This window comes from Ditibartonella choladocola, from assembly GCF_002007565.1.
In the GTDB taxonomy this organism is placed as follows: domain Bacteria; phylum Pseudomonadota; class Alphaproteobacteria; order Rhizobiales; family Rhizobiaceae; genus Bartonella; species Bartonella choladocola.
This window is the reverse complement of record NZ_CP015625.1, coordinates 1,327,163-1,342,266: the sequence shown is the minus strand read 5'-3', so window position 1 is coordinate 1,342,266 and position 15,104 is coordinate 1,327,163. Positions and strand designations below refer to the sequence as shown.

Here is a 15,104-nt window from a genome sequence, read left to right as displayed (position 1 = left end):
GCTCAGTCTTCATCTTCCGTAGGAATATAACGAGGGAAAACCGGTTCAGGCGTAGGCAATTTCATGTCAGGCATGATCTTTTTATTGACAATATCATCCAGCATACGTTCATTTTGATCGATTGCCAGCAAATCAAGCAATTTTGCCGCTGATTGCGGGATAAAGGGGCAAAGCATAATGCCAACGCGCCTCAACACTTCAACAGTCACATATAGAACAGTCGAAAACCGCTCCGGATCTGTCTTCTTCAGCGCCCAAGGTTCTTCTGTCGCGAAATAACGGTTTGCGTCCGAAATTACTGAAAAAACAGCCGATAATGCCAAATGGGGGGCCTGTCTATCCATGGTTTCACGAGCAGTTTGAAGCGCATTGCGGCATTTTTCCAGAAGCTCGTTATCCTGATCGAGATACTTGCCCGGCTTCGGTACGAGACCGCCGCAATTTTTCATAATCATTGAAAGCGAACGTTGCGCGAGATTACCGAGATCATTGGCAAGATCTGCATTTGTTCGATTGACGATTGCATCGTGGCTATAGCTTCCGTCCTGCCCGAATGGAACTTCTCGCAGAAAGAAATAGCGCACCTGATCGAGGCCGTAATGTTCGACCATTTTGAACGGATCAATAACATTTCCTACCGACTTCGACATTTTTTCACCGCGGTTCAACAAAAAACCGTGTGCAAAAACGCGTTTGGGCAAGGCGATACCGGCAGACATCAAAAATGCAGGCCAATAAATTGCATGGAACCGGATAATATCCTTTCCGATGACATGGACATTTGCCGGCCAAAAATCCGATCTCGGTGTATTTTTCTTCGGAAAACCGGTGGCAGTCAGATAATTGGTCAATGCATCGACCCAAACATACATGACGTGTTTGGGATTGCCCGGAACAGGTATCCCCCAATCGAATGTCGTACGCGATATTGAAAGGTCTTTCAGGCCTGATTTCACAAAGCTAATGATCTCGTTGCGACGTTCGTTAGGCCCGATGAAGTCGGGATTTTTTTCATAAAAATCCAATAATCTGTCTTCATATTTGGAAAGGCGGAAAAAATAGCTTTCTTCTTCATTCCATTCCACTGGCGAACCGACTTCTTTTTCCCGCCGGACACCATCTTCCCCTACTTCAGTATCGCTCTCGTCATAGTAAGCTTCCTGACGCACAGAATACCAGCCGGAATAGCGATCAAGATAAATATCGCCATTGTCTTCCATCATTTTCCAGATCGCCTGACAGGCCTCGTAATGGCGTTTTTCAGTGGTGCGAATAAAGTCATCATTCGACACATTCAGCGTCTTCAACATTTTTTGAAAAACAGCGCTGTTAATGTTGGCCAATTCCAGTGGCGTTAACCCCTGTTTTTCGGCAGTCTGCTGCATTTTCAATCCATGTTCATCGGTGCCGGAGAGAAAAAAAACATCTTTACCATTGGCCCGCTGGAAACGTGCCATCGCATCTGTTGCGATAGCGTTATAGGCATGGCCGATATGGGGATTACCATTCGGATAAAAAATCGGTGTTGTTATATAATATTTTTCACGCATAGGATACCCAACTATATCAATATCAGCTTTCAACCTGACATAGCGGTAGTTGAAGCAGTTGTCACGGAAAAACCAACTATTCAGGTATTTTCCGCAATCAATTTATGAAGTTTATAAAGAACATTAATCACAAATTGTTTTTTATCGAGGTTAAATGCTTCCGTTTGCGCAACCTCTTCAGCAATATTTTTCCAAGCTTCAGCGTAGCGATTGCTCAAAGCAGAACGCCCGTCAATTGCTGCTCGCATCGCCTTTCCTGATACGATATTAAGAAGATTATCACAAAATTGGTGAAACTGTACGATAGCGTCGCGACCGGACAAAGCTTGTGCAATTGTCTGCGCTTTGACGACATCAAAAACGGGTTGATTCAATATCTCTCTTTGTACACGGATAATTTCCATCCCGCCATAACAAACCAATAAAGCCGCTTTGCGCACACTCCCTTCGGACTCGCTGATAATTGCATCCAATTCCGCCGGTTTCGGCAATTGATTTGCCAATACGTGATGAAGCGCTTTTTGCATATTATCATAATCGAGCGGGCGAAATTTGACGAGATGACAACGTGAGCGAATTGTGGGCAATAAACGCCCCGAAGAATGTGAGACCAAAATAAAAAGCGTTTTCTGAGGCGGCTCTTCAAGAGTTTTTAAAATACCGTTGGCGGCTGCTCTGTTCATGTCATCGGCTGTGTCAATAATGACAACGCGCCAGCCTCCATTATAGGAAGTCTGTGCCAGAAAACGGTTGATTTCTCTTATATCATCAATGGTTATACCCGTATTGAAGCGTTCGGTTTTATTATCGAATCGTCTTGATATATGGGTAACAGAAGGATGGCTGCCTTGTGCAATTTGGCGCCAGACCGGTGATGTTTCATCAGGTGACTTGAACTCGCCCGAAGACGATACCAGAATATTCCAAGCCAGATGATAGGCTAGCGTTGCTTTCCCGATACCAAGTGGCCCCTCGAACAATAGTGCATGGTGCAGGCGTCCGTCTTCAAGCATTCGGGTAATTGACGAGACGACATCCTCATGACCAAAAATACAGGTATTTTGTGCAGGACGGATAACGCCATCAATATCATCATATTGGCGCGGCGTCTCAATTTCCTGCATCATTTTTCCTTTTCAGAAAATTTAAAGTAATTTGTTCGATGTCCTTGGCAATTTCGTCAATATTACGGTTTGCGTTAATAACACGACAACGTTCCGGTTCAGCTGCTGCTATTTCAAGAAATGCTTGCCTTCGCGCCTCCTGAACAGCCAGATCGTCTTTTTCAAACCGGTCGACTGTTACCGTTTTTTCCCGACGTTTATCCGCTCTTGCCATTCCGATTTTCGCCGGTAAATCCAATATGAATGTAATATCGGGCATATAACCGACAATGGCTGTTTTTTCGAGCAGCTCAAGTTTACAGCGATTATTGTCCTTTTCATCACCCTGATATACGCGGGTCGAATCAATAAAACGGTCGCACAATACGATTTTTCCCTGTTTCAAGGCCGGTGCAATCACTTCATTAATATGGTCGATGCGCGCTGCAGCAAAAAGCACAGCTTCAAAACACCTTCCCATCTTTTGAGCATTCCCTGAAAGGAGAACATACCTTATCGCCTCGCTGCCCGTCGTACCACCGGGTTCGCGAGTGACTACAACTTCATAACCTTTTTGTTTAAGAAATTCTCCCACTATATTGATTTGAGTGGATTTTCCAGCACCCTCCCCGCCCTCGAATGTGAAAAAATAACCACTCACAATAACATCCCGATTTCATAAACAACGATTAAAGATATTTTCTTAACCAACCTAATGTCAGTTCATATAAAGCATCTTTGGCTTTTCCGACAAGTCCTGTCTCGGCGACTTCATCAGCGGTAAAGACCGGCTTTTCCAATAAAACGGTTTTATCAGCCAATATTTGCAGTTTTCCAACTTCCACGTCGGCTTTTACAGGAGCATCCAACGGGCCATGATAGATAATTTTTGCAGATATAACAGACTTCTTCTCGACATTCATCAGAATATCGACAGGCTCCTTGACTAACAGTGGTACCAGCGGTTTTTTACCTCCGAATACATGTGCATATCCGACAATGACATCTTTCGGAAAAACCTGCTTGAATTGAAATGCAGTCATTCCCCAGTTGAAGAGCTTTGCTGCTTCCGCCGGTCTGTCTTTTTCTTTTTTAATACCATTCAAAACCAGAAACAGTTGTCGATTATTATTTTGAATAACGGCAGAGGTCGAAAATCCGGAACTTTCGCTGAACGCATTCGCAAACCCTTCGGCTCCGATATTCAAAGCAAAAAGCGGATTTTTGTTACGTTGGGTAATTTTGCTCCAACTTATTTCCGGTTCCGAATAAATCTTGAAATATTTTGGATAACTATGCGCAATATGACGTGACAAGCGGATAACGTCACTCACATTTGTATATTGCCCATTTTCCGGCAAGCCCGTTGCATTGACAAAATGACTCGAATTAAGCCCCAATTCTTTGGCGCGTTCATTCATCAAATCGGCAAATTTTTCTTCACTTCCCGAAATGCCTTCGGCTAAAGCAATTGCTGCGTCATTGCCGTTGACGATAATCATACCGCGCAAAAGATCAAGCACACTTATGTCACTATTAACCGGCGCAAACATTGTGTTTGTACGCGACGGTGCTCCCCCTGTTCGCCAGGCATTGACGCTGATGTGGAAAAGTTGGTCCTCACGTAATGCTCCACTTTCAAGCAAATGAAACACAACTTCGGCCGTCATCAATTTCGCAAGGGAAGCCGGTTCAAATCTGGTTCGGGGACTTTTCTGGTATAATATCGAGCCGGTCTCGCCATCTACCATAATCGCTTGCGTGGCAGTAATCTGGAAATTTTGAGCAAATGACTGCGTTGCTATAGAACCAAACAAAAAGGATCCAAACAAATAGATGATGACTGCGCGCATAAATCGTCTCCGTGGTTTGTTTTCAGCACAAACCAACGGTTCACTCAAGTATCTAATGTTCACTACCGATGCTGAAAGCTTCGCTCACACCTGTCGCCCATGCAAGTTCCAATGCCCGATCAGCTTTTTTGCCACTATTTTCGGCCACATCACTCATAGACTTTGCAGGGTTCCTGACATTCTCATCATCAATCGTTTTATGGGTCGCGTCGTTCATCTCGCCTTTCATAACCGGCTTTGCCGTTTTTGCCGAAGCGCCGGTTTTGGAATGCATGATATTTCCTGAAGGCTTATCATTGCCTGCGGAATTCAGAACACTGTTGAAAACCTCCTGTCGTGAATTGGTCGAGGTTTCATCAGCAAATGCCAACAGTTGCGAATTATCCGGTTTGAATGCCGGAAGAGGTCCTATTTCTGGCAATTCCGGATAAGTTACACGCATAATTTCCGGCCTGTACGTGCTTTGAACGGATGCCGGAGCAAAGCCTTCCATCGCCTGTGTAGCACTGTCGGCAACCTGTGAATTCAAATTTACACCCGCCATTGCAAGCAATGTATCCGGTGTAATATTGCCAGGCTTATAGGAAGCCATCAGAAATTCATTATCATTTCCTTCAATCGGCGCCCTTCCGACATATTCCACTTTCACATCTGCCAAACCGTCATCTTTATAATCAAGCATCGTTGCAGCCTGTTTTGACAAATCAATCACCCGATCGGCCGCGAAAGGTCCTCTATCATTGACTCGAACAATGAGAGAAGCTCCATTTTCCAAATTCGTTACCCGCGCATAGCTTGGTAAAGGCATTGTCGGATGGGCAGCGGTGAGATTATGCATATCGTAAATTTCACCATTTGCCGTCAGACGGCCATTGAAAGCCGCACCATACCAGGAAGCACGCCCGACCTTTTTATAGGCCCTTTCGGATGGAGAAAGATAGGCAACCTCCCCTATTTCCTTGATCTTGTTATGGATTCCGTTCTCTCGTTCTGCAGTTTTCTTGAAACGGGCGATTGCCGGCTTTGTCGCAGGTATAACCGAATAGGCTTTGACTTGCTCGCTACCGGTCTTCGTTGGTGCTGTAGCCGCTATATCTTTTGCATGATTGGCACAAGCCGCAAGCATCATTGTGGATATTGAAACAACAATTCCGCGAACAAATACAACGCCTTTTTTCTGCGCGTTCTTTCTAGCTTCTGACAACATCAATTACACCGTCCTGTTATGCCACTGATGACGAAGCAAAATCGGAATATGTTATTTTGAATGAACAACACCCGTTTTTGACTTCGCCGCCTTGGCGGAAACGTTTTCTGTTGTCCGATTAACACATCTTTAATAATTGTTTAAGAAGCGTATATGCCAGTTCGCCTTGTTTATTAAAACATCGTTAACGCGGCTCAATCGTCAGTCGACGTTGGTATCATTTGACCGCCTTCATGATTGACGACGGCCACCGGAAATAATGGCTCTGGAAAAAGCGGATTGTCGTAAGCAAAGCGGATTGTCGTAAGCAAAGCGGATTGTCGTAAGCAAAGCAAATTGTCGTAAGCAAAGCAAATTGTCGTAAGCAGAGCAAATTGTCGTAAGAAATGAAACGGTCTTGTCAGTAATCATTAAAAATCAGGTAGGCGCACTGAAGCTTTAACTGCCGACAACTTTAATCGCAGACAATGCGGAACGCGACAATAACAGGATGAGTTTGTTGTTGGGAAAGTGGTGAGCGCGCAGGGATTCGAACCCTGGACCTACTGATTAAAAGTCAGTTGCTCTACCGGCTGAGCTACGCGCTCTTTCATGAAGGTGGTTACCTGATGAAAGTGGGCGGAACATACGGGCGAGATCGCTTCAGGTCAACACCTTTTAGCAAAAAATTTTTTTCGTTTTGAAAAAAATCTTTAGTTTTGGCAATCCCATCGGCGTTATCAGGGTAAAATACCGGCGTTCGGCTATTATTGTTTGCAATTCCTCTCAAACAGCATTTTAAAAAATATGTTCTGCTTAACAAAAAGATAAATGAAAGCCTCACATTCTTTGGGCGGAACAAAATGATTGGTTATTCATTTGTCCTTTAAATGTTTCGCCGGATATAAAAATTGCCGGTCTCCCGTTATTCTGCCTTTTCGGCTTCGATATTATGTCCATGTCTGTGTAACATAGAAAATTGCTGTCGGGTCGATCGCGAATCGTTATGTGGAAAGAATTTCCATCAGAACTATGAACAAGTGGAATGAGCCGCCTTATACCGATTCGTCATAAAAGATGACGCCGTTATGCTTGAAATGGGGGATTAAATGGGATTACAAGGCAAAATCGTTTTTTAGAATTTTAGGAGCTTGGTATGTCGCTTCCGGATAAAGCTTTTCCCGTAAGCTGGGATCAATTTCACAGGGATGCCCGCGCTTTGGCTTGGCGCATTGCAGACCAGAAAAAAGAATGGCGTTCGATGGTCGCTATCACACGCGGAGGACTGGTTCCCGCTGCAATTATTTGTCGTGAATTGGGTATCCGGCTTATCGAAACCGTGTGTATTGCCTCTTATCATGATTATCGCCACCAGTCGGAAATGGAAATCCTTAAAGGGATTAGTGACAATGTCAGAGTGAATGATGGTGAAGGCGTTCTGGTTGTAGATGATCTCACCGATACCGGAAAAACTGCTCAAATCGTTCGCAGTATGATTCCGAAAGCACATTTCGCAACAGTTTATGCAAAGCCGAAAGGGCGGGCTTTAATAGACACATTCGTTACAGAAGTCAGCCAAGACACCTGGATCTATTTCCCGTGGGATATGGGATATGCATTTCAAAAACCGATTGCAGATTCACATGCCGGTTGATGGTTTAATTTGTGAATCGATTGGTTTCACTCTTTAATCCGGTTTTCGTTTATCCCCAATCCGGATAATAGGAATTAAAAAACAGGCTCCATGATGGTCGACATTCTGGAGCCTTTTTATTTATCTTGCAGACACAGGAAATCCGATTCGCTATAGCAGATTTTCCGGTTATCGAATTCATGACGTATGAACCGGATTATTAAAAAACAATAATAAGAGATTGTTTTACCATACTAATAACGTATTTTCCAATCGTCGGCGCAGCATTTCTTCATTGCAGCGGTTTGGCTGGAACGACGAGGTCAGCGTTTCGCTGCTCAGGATAACAGAACTTTGAGGCTTTGAGGCTTTGAGGCTTTGAGGCTTTGAGGCTTTGAGGCTTTGAGGCTTTGAGGCTTTGAGGCTTTGAGGCTTTGAGGCTTTGAGGCTTTGAGGCTTTGAGGCTTTGAGGCTTTGAGGCTTTGAGGCTTTGAGGCTTTGAGGCTTTGAGGCTTTGAGGCTTTGAGGCTTTGAGGCTTTGAGGCTTTGAGAAAAAATCTCTTTCGTTTACAAGCTATTAAATAACCGGAAAAATCTTAGTTTTAAGCAAAATAAAAAGGCCGCAAGCGGCCTTTTGAATAGTCATAAATGAAGCATCGCATCAATTGCCGGACTTGGCTTTTTCCTGTTCAGCGCGCATCTTGTCTTCAAACTGCTTTTCTTTGGCCTGAACAGCTTTCTGAAGCTTCATTTGCTCGGCTTCAAAATCTTTCTCCTGCATGCCAGGACCGGTATAAGCAGCACTGAAACCGTCAAGCGAAATTTCGATCGGATTTGGTGTGCCACGGAAATTGATTGTTGTTACCACCAATTTCTGTCCTGTTTTCATAGCATTGATAAGTTTGTCATCAAATGTATCATTGGCAATGCAGCTAGGGCCATTGCAGATGACATAGGGAATCTTCTTCACAGGGCCGTCACCGACCTGAATATGAACGCCTTCCGGAATAAAACGACCTGTCGGTACCTGAATACCGATGCGTTTTTCGTTCTGTTTCCCTTTGACTTCAACCAAATTCACAGCCGTCAGCGGTTGTCCGGTGTTGGAAACAACGGTATTCATTGTGTTACAAACATCAACATCCTGTTGCTTGCTGCAAACCTTATACCACCCCTGAGGCATGCCCTGAGCATTGGCGGTGCTATGTGACGCAACGAGTAGAGCAGCAGCACCAGCCAATGCGGAAATAGCAGCGTAGGTTCTTTTATGGGACATGATCAGGCAAATCCTTTCAATGCGCAAAAAATAATCCCGAAAGGCAAATATCATCCTCTATGAGGATAGCTCTACTTACAATTAGGGCGATAGGATGACGTTTCCTTCCATTAGAGCCGCATTTACACAAGATTAATCAAAAAATCCAGCATTAGTAGCAAACAAAATATAAATTGCACCGATCTTTGTGCTTTTTAAATCACATCCCATATATAGCGACGCGGTTGAAAATAGTATTTTTTCCTGTAATTAATGATAAAAATCCCTCAAAATCTATGAAATAGGTTAAAACGCGGCGAATCGGGAATATTATGATCCCAAGGTTTTTATGAACCCACGGTCTTTTTATGAACCCAAGGTCTTTTTATGAATATTGTCTATAAACTCGGTTTTTTCTTTGTGATTCTCTGTTTGAGTTTTGGACAATCGGGACACTATTGTCAGGCCGCTCAAAACGGGATTGCAATGCATGGAATGCCTGCCCTTCCTCCCGGTTTCGACCATTTTCCCTACGCCAACCCTGAAGCGCCAAAAGGTGGTAAAATAACTTTTGGCGTCGTTGGAACATTCGATGGCCTCAATCCCTTTGTTATTCGCAGTTTCAGGACGACTGCGCGCGGTCTATTTGCCGACGAACAATTTGGTGGTCTGGTTTACGAAAGTTTGATGGTAAGGTCGCGTGATGAGCCGTTTACACTTTACGGTTTGATCGCCGATAATGTGATATTGAATGATGATCGCACTGAAATTGTTTTCCATTTGAATCCTGAAGCAAAGTTTTCGGATGGCGTCGCAATTACTGCCGATGATGTATTATTCACGGTCAATTTGTTGAAAGACAAGGGGCGTCCCCCCTTTGATCGTTATATGAAGCGGATTGAACACATCGAAAAGCTGGATGAACGCACTATAAAAATGGATTTCCCTCATTCCAAAGATCGGGAATTTCCCTTCATTCTGGCAAGTAGTATGCCGGTTCTTCCAAAGCATGCAATCAATCCTGCAATTTTCGAGAACAACGGGCTGACGCCAATTCCGGGAAGCGGACCTTATATTATTTCGCGCGTTGATCCGGGGGAACGCGTCATTTACACGCGCAATCCCGATTATTGGGGAAAAAATTTACCGGTTAACCGCGGGTTCAATAACTTCGACATTGTTCAGATCGAATACTTCCGCAATGATAATACGCGGTTTGAGGCATTCAAAAAAGGCATTCTTGACGTTTTTCTGGAAGAACCCGCCAATCCGAACCGCTGGCGTCTATCCTATAATTTTCCTGCCGTTCGTGCAGGAGAGGTTATCAAAGAAAGTTTTAAAAAAGAAACACCTGCCGATATGATCGGCTTTGTATTCAACACCAGAAAATCCGTTTTCAAAGATCGGAAAGTCAGGCAGGCACTTTCGCTTGTTTTCGACTTTGAATGGGTCAATCACAATCTGTTTGACGATGTGTATAGCCGGACAGAAGGTTATTGGTGCGGTTCTGTGCTTTCGGCCGTTGGCCGCCCCGCATCCGAAAAAGAAAAACAACTTTTACGCCCTTATCCTGACGCCGTTTTACCTGACGTGATGAATGGAACCTGGCATAGTTTAAAGACCGACGGATCAGGCATTGACCGTGCAGCAGCCGAAAAAGCTTGGCAGTTACTACGCGAGGCCGGTTATAGACTTCAAAACCGGCAGGCTGTGGGGGCGGATGGGCAACCACTTCATTTTGAAATTATGACACAATCTTTGGAAGAAGAGAAAATTGCCCTCGCCTATCAGCGATCTCTTGCACGAATCGGTGTTGACGCGGAAGTGCGAACCGTCGACGATACACAATATCAAAATCGGCTGACTTCATTTGATTACGATATGATTATCGGAAAACTCAAGGCTTCCTTATCGCCCGGCAACGAGCAGCTCAATCGTTGGGGTTCTGCTTCGCGCAATCTCGAAGGCAGTTTCAATTTTGCAGGAACCGCCGATCCGGCAATCGACGCCATGATTTCGGCACTGTTGGATGCCCGCTCCGATGAAGATTTTACTGCCGCTGTCCGTGCGCTTGACCGTGTTCTCATTTCAGGGAATTATTATCTTCCGCTCTATCATTTGCCCGATCAATGGGTTGCACGTTGGTCACGCATAGAATATCCGGCCTATACCCCGCTTTATGGATATCGCCTGCCGGCCTGGTGGCACCGCTAAAGGATAGGATGATGAGCTCGAACCTTTATATCAATATGATTTCGGATCTTGTTTGCCCATGGTGTTTTATCGGTCGCAAACGGCTTTTCAAGGCAATAAAATCACTTCCCGAAATTGACATCAAACTCACATGGACGCCCTTCCAGCTCTATCCGAATATGAAAGCGGAAGGCATTCCTTATGCCACCCATATGAAGAAAGTTTCAGGTAATCAGAATACAATTGATGAAACCGAAAGAACGTTGATCGAGCTTGGCAAACAGGAAGACATCGAATTCGATTTCGCTGCAATCAAAACCGAGCCGAATTCGCTTGATGCCCACCGTGTCGTCTACTGGGCATCTCAAGATAAAGAAGGAATGCAGGACAAACTTATCGCCGAACTGTTTTCCCGCTTTTTCGAGCAGGGACAGAATATTGGCGATCATGCGATACTCGTTGACGCAGCCAAAAGTGTCGGAATGCGTTTTGATGTTGTGGAAAAATTGCTTGAGACGGACATTGATAAAGATACGATCAAACAGGACAGTGCCCATTCATATTATATCGGTGTACGTGGTGTCCCTTCTTTTATTATCGACAAGAAATATGTTGTCATGGGGGCACAACCTACCGAGGTTTTAATAGACACTATCGAACAGATTGCTGACGGTTATGAACCGGGAGCAAGTGAAGATCGTTAACGCCGATCTGAAAACAAATAGAATGCCGGTTTTTTAGCACTCTATCATCTTCAAAAACTGTTTGATAAACGCCCGGACTCGATAAATGCCCGAATTCGACGGGAAGCGAAGACGCAACGGTTATTTCTTTGCGCCTTCTTTCGCCAATTTTACGAGCTGCGTCATGACTGTGGCAGCACCATTCAGACGTTGATCGGCGTTTGGCCAATCGCGGATAAAGACCACGCTTTGATCGGGGCGTATTTTTGCCATGCTCCCCTGCTCGCCAATCCATTTGACAAGACCGACACCGTTGGCAAAGTTGTTTTCCCTGAATTGGATAACGACACCTTTGGGGCCGGCATCCAGTTTCTCGACATTCGCCTGCCGACATAGCGATTTGATATAAACAACCTTGAGCAAATGCTGAACCGGAACCGGTAAAGGACCGAATCGATCAATCAGCTCGGCACCGAATGCATCAATATCGCCAAGCTCTTCGATTTCGGCGAGCCGTCTATAAAGCGACAGGCGCAAAGGCAGATCGGGAACATAGTTATCCGGAATCATAACAGCTGTTCCTATAGAGATTTGCGGTGACCACTGACTATCGTTAATAGCTGTTCCGTCTTTCAATTCGGCAACGGCTTCTTCCAACATTTGTTGATAAAGCTCGAAACCGACTTCTTTGATATGTCCGGATTGTTCCTCGCCGAGAAGATTACCCGCTCCTCTTATATCCATATCGTGACTTGCGAGCTGGAATCCTGCTCCGAGAGTATCGAGAGATTGCAAGACTTTCAGCCGCCGATCTGCACCCGGTGTCAAAACCTTCTGGTTGGGAAGTGTAAACAAAGCATAGGCTCTCTGCTTGGAACGCCCTACCCGCCCGCGTAACTGATAAAGCGCCGCAAGACCGAACATATCGGCACGATGGACAATCAATGTATTAGCGGAGGGAATATCAAGGCCCGATTCAACGATACTGGTTGAAAGCAACACGTCATATTGCCCGTCATAAAAAGCATTCATAATATCGTCAAGTTGGCCGGGCGGCATTTGCCCGTGGGCGGTGGTGACCTTCAGTTCCGGAACATGATTGGAAAGAAATTCCTCTACAACTTTCAAATCGGAAATTCGCGGGCAGACATAGAAGCTTTGCCCACCCCGATAATGTTCACGCATTAGCGTTTCCCGCACGATCAAAGGGTCAAACGGCGAGACAAATGTTCTCACCGCCATACGGTCTACCGGTGGCGTCGTAATGAGTGATAACTCCCTGACGCCGGTCAAAGCCAGTTGTAGAGTGCGCGGAATAGGAGTTGCCGAAAGGGTCAATACGTGAATGTCGGTCTTCAATTCCTTCAGACGTTCTTTCTGTTTGACACCGAAATTCTGTTCTTCATCAACAACCAACAAGCCGAGCCGCGAAAATTGCATTGTTGATCCAAGAAGCGCATGTGTGCCGATGACAATATCGATTGTTCCGTCGCGCACCCCGTTTTTAACCGCGCCAAGTTCTTTTGCGCCCACAAGGCGTGATGCTTGCCCGATTTTTACCGGTAAACCCTGAAAACGCGCTTGAAACGTTTTATAATGTTGACGTGCCAAAAGCGTTGTTGGCACCACGACCGCAACCTGGAAGCCATTTAATGCGGCAACAAATGCAGCTCTGATTGCAACTTCTGTCTTTCCGAACCCGACATCACCGCAAATCAACCGATCCATCGGCTTTCCGGCAGCAAGGTCGCCGAGGACCGCATCAATGGCGCGCAATTGGTCGTCTGTCTCGTCATATGGGAAACGGGCAACAAATTCATCATAGCTACCGGTCGGCGGAACAAGAACCGGTGCTTTTCGCATTTCGCGCTCGGCAGCAACATGAATGAGATGTCCGGCAATTTCGAGCAAACGTTTTTTGAGTTTTGCTTTTCTCGCCTGCCACGCCACACCACCAAGCTTATCCAGAACAACATTTGTGCCCTCTCCACCGTAACGCGAGAGCAACTCGATATTTTCGACAGGCAGGAAAAGCCGGTCTTCATCTGCATAATGTATTTCCAGACAATCTCTTGGCACGCCGGCAGCTACAATCGTCTTCAAACCGACAAACCGGCCGATACCGTGATCGACGTGAACGACAATATCTCCGCTGTTCAATGTTGTCATATCGGAAATAAAATCGGCGTTGCGCTTGCGTCGGCGCGCAGACCTTACCAACCGGTCGCCCAATATATCCTGTTCGGCAACAACGACCAGATCTTCGGCAACAAATCCATGTTCGATAGTGACGACTGCAGCAGTAATGTGATCGCGTGGCGTAGCCTTTACCGTATTGAGAGAACCAACTTTTTCAATTTTTTTGAGGCCATGTTCGTCAAGCACCTGCACCAGACGTTCTAACGAGCCTTCACTCCAGCCGGTAAGCAAAACCTTGTTCCCACGGAAACGGAGTTGAGCAACATGCTCGACAACACTTTCAAACAAATTCTTGTTTTCCGAGGTCCGTTCCTCGACAAAATCCCGACCGGTTGTGACATTGCTGTGAAGCACATAGTGACCGGATGTTTCCGGCTCGGCAAAAGGCGTGAAGTCGATTCTGTGGGTGGCTTTTTCCGAGAGCGCATCAATATCTTGTGGAGTGAGATAAAGTGCGGCCGGTTTTACAGGATTGTAGGGGGTTGAAGAGTCCTTCGGATCATGATTTTCCAAACGCGCCTGATAATAATCTTCAATAAGTTTATTGCGCTCGATCATTGCCTCTTCCACAAGATGATCGAACACAACCGGAATATCGCCAATATAATCAAAAATGGTATCAAGCTTGTCGTAAAAAAGTGGTAGCCAATGTTCCATTCCGGAAAAACGCCGGCCTTCCGAAATCGCTTCGTAGAGTGCGTCATTCGGTTTGGCTGCACCGAAAGAGCGGATGTAATTCGTTCTGAATTTGCTTATCGATTCCGGTGTCAGCGTTATCTCGCTCATCGGTTCCAACGAAAATTCTTGAAGCGTTTTCACTGTTCGTTGGCTGGCTGGGTCAAAAGCACGTACTGTTTCAAGACTATCGCCAAAAAAATCCAGTCTTACAGGTGCATCGCTTCCTGGTGCAAACAAATCGACAATTCCGCCGCGAACAGCGAAATCACCGACTTCACGGACTGTCGAAACCCGCTCGAAGCCATTGTGCTCAAGATGATGGATAAGCTTGTCCATATCGAGGCTCTGCCCTGGCTTTGCAGTAATCGATTGTCCTGCAACGGCCGCACGGGGTGGCAATTTTTGCATCACAGCATTTGCCGTTGTAAGAATAATTGCCGGATGCGGATTTTCTAAAAGACTGTAAATATTCGCAAGTGCCGACATACGCTTGGCCGAAATCGCCGGATTGGGCGAGACCCGATCGTAAGGGAGGCAATCCCACGACGGCAATTGCACAACCGGCATCTGCGCTTCTATAAAAGCGAGTGCGTGTGTCAGATCATCAAGTTTTTGTCCATCACGAGCAATATAAAGAATTGGTCCTTTATTGCCGATTTCAGCCGCTATTTTATAAATTGCAAACGGTTCATAACCGGAAACGATGCCGTCAAAGCTGACATATCGAGGCAATTTCTCCGGACTGAAATTTTTTTTGAATATCGACATAAC

The 15,104-nt window shown here is 45.5% G+C and carries 10 protein-coding genes and 1 tRNA gene; 3 read left to right on the top strand and 8 right to left on the bottom strand.

Annotation, left to right across the window (positions count from 1 at the left end; genetic code table 11):
- Nucleotides 1–2: 2 nt before the first annotated feature.
- From metG to BBC0122_RS05980, 6 genes are all read right to left on the bottom strand, one after another.
- Nucleotides 3–1,550 (bottom strand): methionine--tRNA ligase, encoded by a 1,548-nt coding sequence (metG, locus tag BBC0122_RS06005; RefSeq protein WP_077992171.1) that lies wholly within the window; start codon nt 1,548–1,550, stop codon nt 3–5.
- An 80-nt stretch (nt 1,551–1,630) separates the two neighbouring features.
- Complete coding sequence (locus BBC0122_RS06000; RefSeq protein WP_335617824.1) at nt 1,631–2,677, bottom strand: DNA polymerase III subunit delta'; 1,047 nt, start codon at nt 2,675–2,677, stop codon at nt 1,631–1,633.
- A complete protein-coding gene (gene tmk / locus BBC0122_RS05995) occupies nt 2,661–3,314 on the bottom strand; it encodes a dTMP kinase (protein WP_077992169.1) in 654 nt (217 codons plus the stop codon). The genes BBC0122_RS06000 and tmk overlap by 17 nt, the downstream gene beginning before the upstream one ends.
- A gap of 28 nt (nt 3,315–3,342) precedes the next feature.
- A complete protein-coding gene (locus BBC0122_RS05990) occupies nt 3,343–4,506 on the bottom strand; it encodes a D-alanyl-D-alanine carboxypeptidase family protein (RefSeq protein ID WP_077992168.1) in 1,164 nt (387 codons plus the stop codon).
- Between the two features lie 52 nt (nt 4,507–4,558).
- Nucleotides 4,559–5,713 (bottom strand): septal ring lytic transglycosylase RlpA family protein, encoded by a 1,155-nt coding sequence (locus BBC0122_RS13340; RefSeq protein WP_188318091.1) that lies wholly within the window; start codon nt 5,711–5,713, stop codon nt 4,559–4,561.
- A gap of 511 nt (nt 5,714–6,224) precedes the next feature.
- Nucleotides 6,225–6,300: transfer RNA gene (locus tag BBC0122_RS05980), tRNA-Lys, on the bottom strand.
- Between the two features lie 548 nt (nt 6,301–6,848).
- Between BBC0122_RS05980 and gpt the strand changes: the two genes are divergently transcribed.
- Nucleotides 6,849–7,346 (top strand): xanthine phosphoribosyltransferase, encoded by a 498-nt coding sequence (gpt, locus tag BBC0122_RS05975; RefSeq protein WP_077992167.1) that lies wholly within the window; start codon nt 6,849–6,851, stop codon nt 7,344–7,346.
- A gap of 640 nt (nt 7,347–7,986) precedes the next feature.
- Here the strand turns inward: gpt and BBC0122_RS05970 are convergent.
- On the bottom strand, nt 7,987–8,601 hold the full coding sequence (locus BBC0122_RS05970; RefSeq protein WP_075870681.1) for an invasion associated locus B family protein: 615 nt from the start codon (nt 8,599–8,601) through the stop codon (nt 7,987–7,989).
- Between the two features lie 465 nt (nt 8,602–9,066).
- On the opposite strand from BBC0122_RS05970, the gene BBC0122_RS05965 reads away from it, so the two are divergent.
- Both BBC0122_RS05965 and BBC0122_RS05960 read left to right on the top strand, forming a co-directional pair.
- Nucleotides 9,067–10,794 carry an extracellular solute-binding protein gene (locus BBC0122_RS05965; protein WP_149866733.1) on the top strand — a complete coding sequence of 576 codons (1,728 nt, stop codon included), beginning with the start codon at nt 9,067–9,069 and terminating at the stop codon, nt 10,792–10,794.
- 8 nt (nt 10,795–10,802) lie between these two features.
- Nucleotides 10,803–11,477 carry a DsbA family oxidoreductase gene (locus BBC0122_RS05960; RefSeq protein ID WP_077992164.1) on the top strand — a complete coding sequence of 225 codons (675 nt, stop codon included), beginning with the start codon at nt 10,803–10,805 and terminating at the stop codon, nt 11,475–11,477.
- Nucleotides 11,478–11,597: 120 nt separating this feature from the next.
- On the opposite strand, the gene mfd is transcribed toward BBC0122_RS05960, so the two are convergent.
- Nucleotides 11,598–15,101, bottom strand: a complete 3,504-nt coding sequence (gene mfd, locus BBC0122_RS05955; protein WP_077992162.1) for a transcription-repair coupling factor — start codon at nt 15,099–15,101, stop codon at nt 11,598–11,600.
- Nucleotides 15,102–15,104: the final 3 nt, after the last annotated feature.

Coding starts and splice junctions, on each gene's coding strand:
- metG (WP_077992171.1), bottom strand. CDS start 1,550: ATGCGTGAAAAATATTATATAACAACACCGATTTTTTATCCGAATGGT.
- BBC0122_RS06000 (WP_335617824.1), bottom strand. CDS start 2,677: ATGATGCAGGAAATTGAGACGCCGCGCCAATATGATGATATTGATGGC.
- BBC0122_RS05990 (WP_077992168.1), bottom strand. CDS start 4,506: ATGCGCGCAGTCATCATCTATTTGTTTGGATCCTTTTTGTTTGGTTCT.
- BBC0122_RS13340 (WP_188318091.1), bottom strand. CDS start 5,713: ATGTTGTCAGAAGCTAGAAAGAACGCGCAGAAAAAAGGCGTTGTATTT.
- gpt (WP_077992167.1), top strand. CDS start 6,849: ATGTCGCTTCCGGATAAAGCTTTTCCCGTAAGCTGGGATCAATTTCAC.
- BBC0122_RS05970 (WP_075870681.1), bottom strand. CDS start 8,601: ATGTCCCATAAAAGAACCTACGCTGCTATTTCCGCATTGGCTGGTGCT.
- BBC0122_RS05965 (WP_149866733.1), top strand. CDS start 9,067: ATGCATGGAATGCCTGCCCTTCCTCCCGGTTTCGACCATTTTCCCTAC.
- BBC0122_RS05960 (WP_077992164.1), top strand. CDS start 10,803: ATGATGAGCTCGAACCTTTATATCAATATGATTTCGGATCTTGTTTGC.
- mfd (WP_077992162.1), bottom strand. CDS start 15,101: ATGTCGATATTCAAAAAAAATTTCAGTCCGGAGAAATTGCCTCGATAT.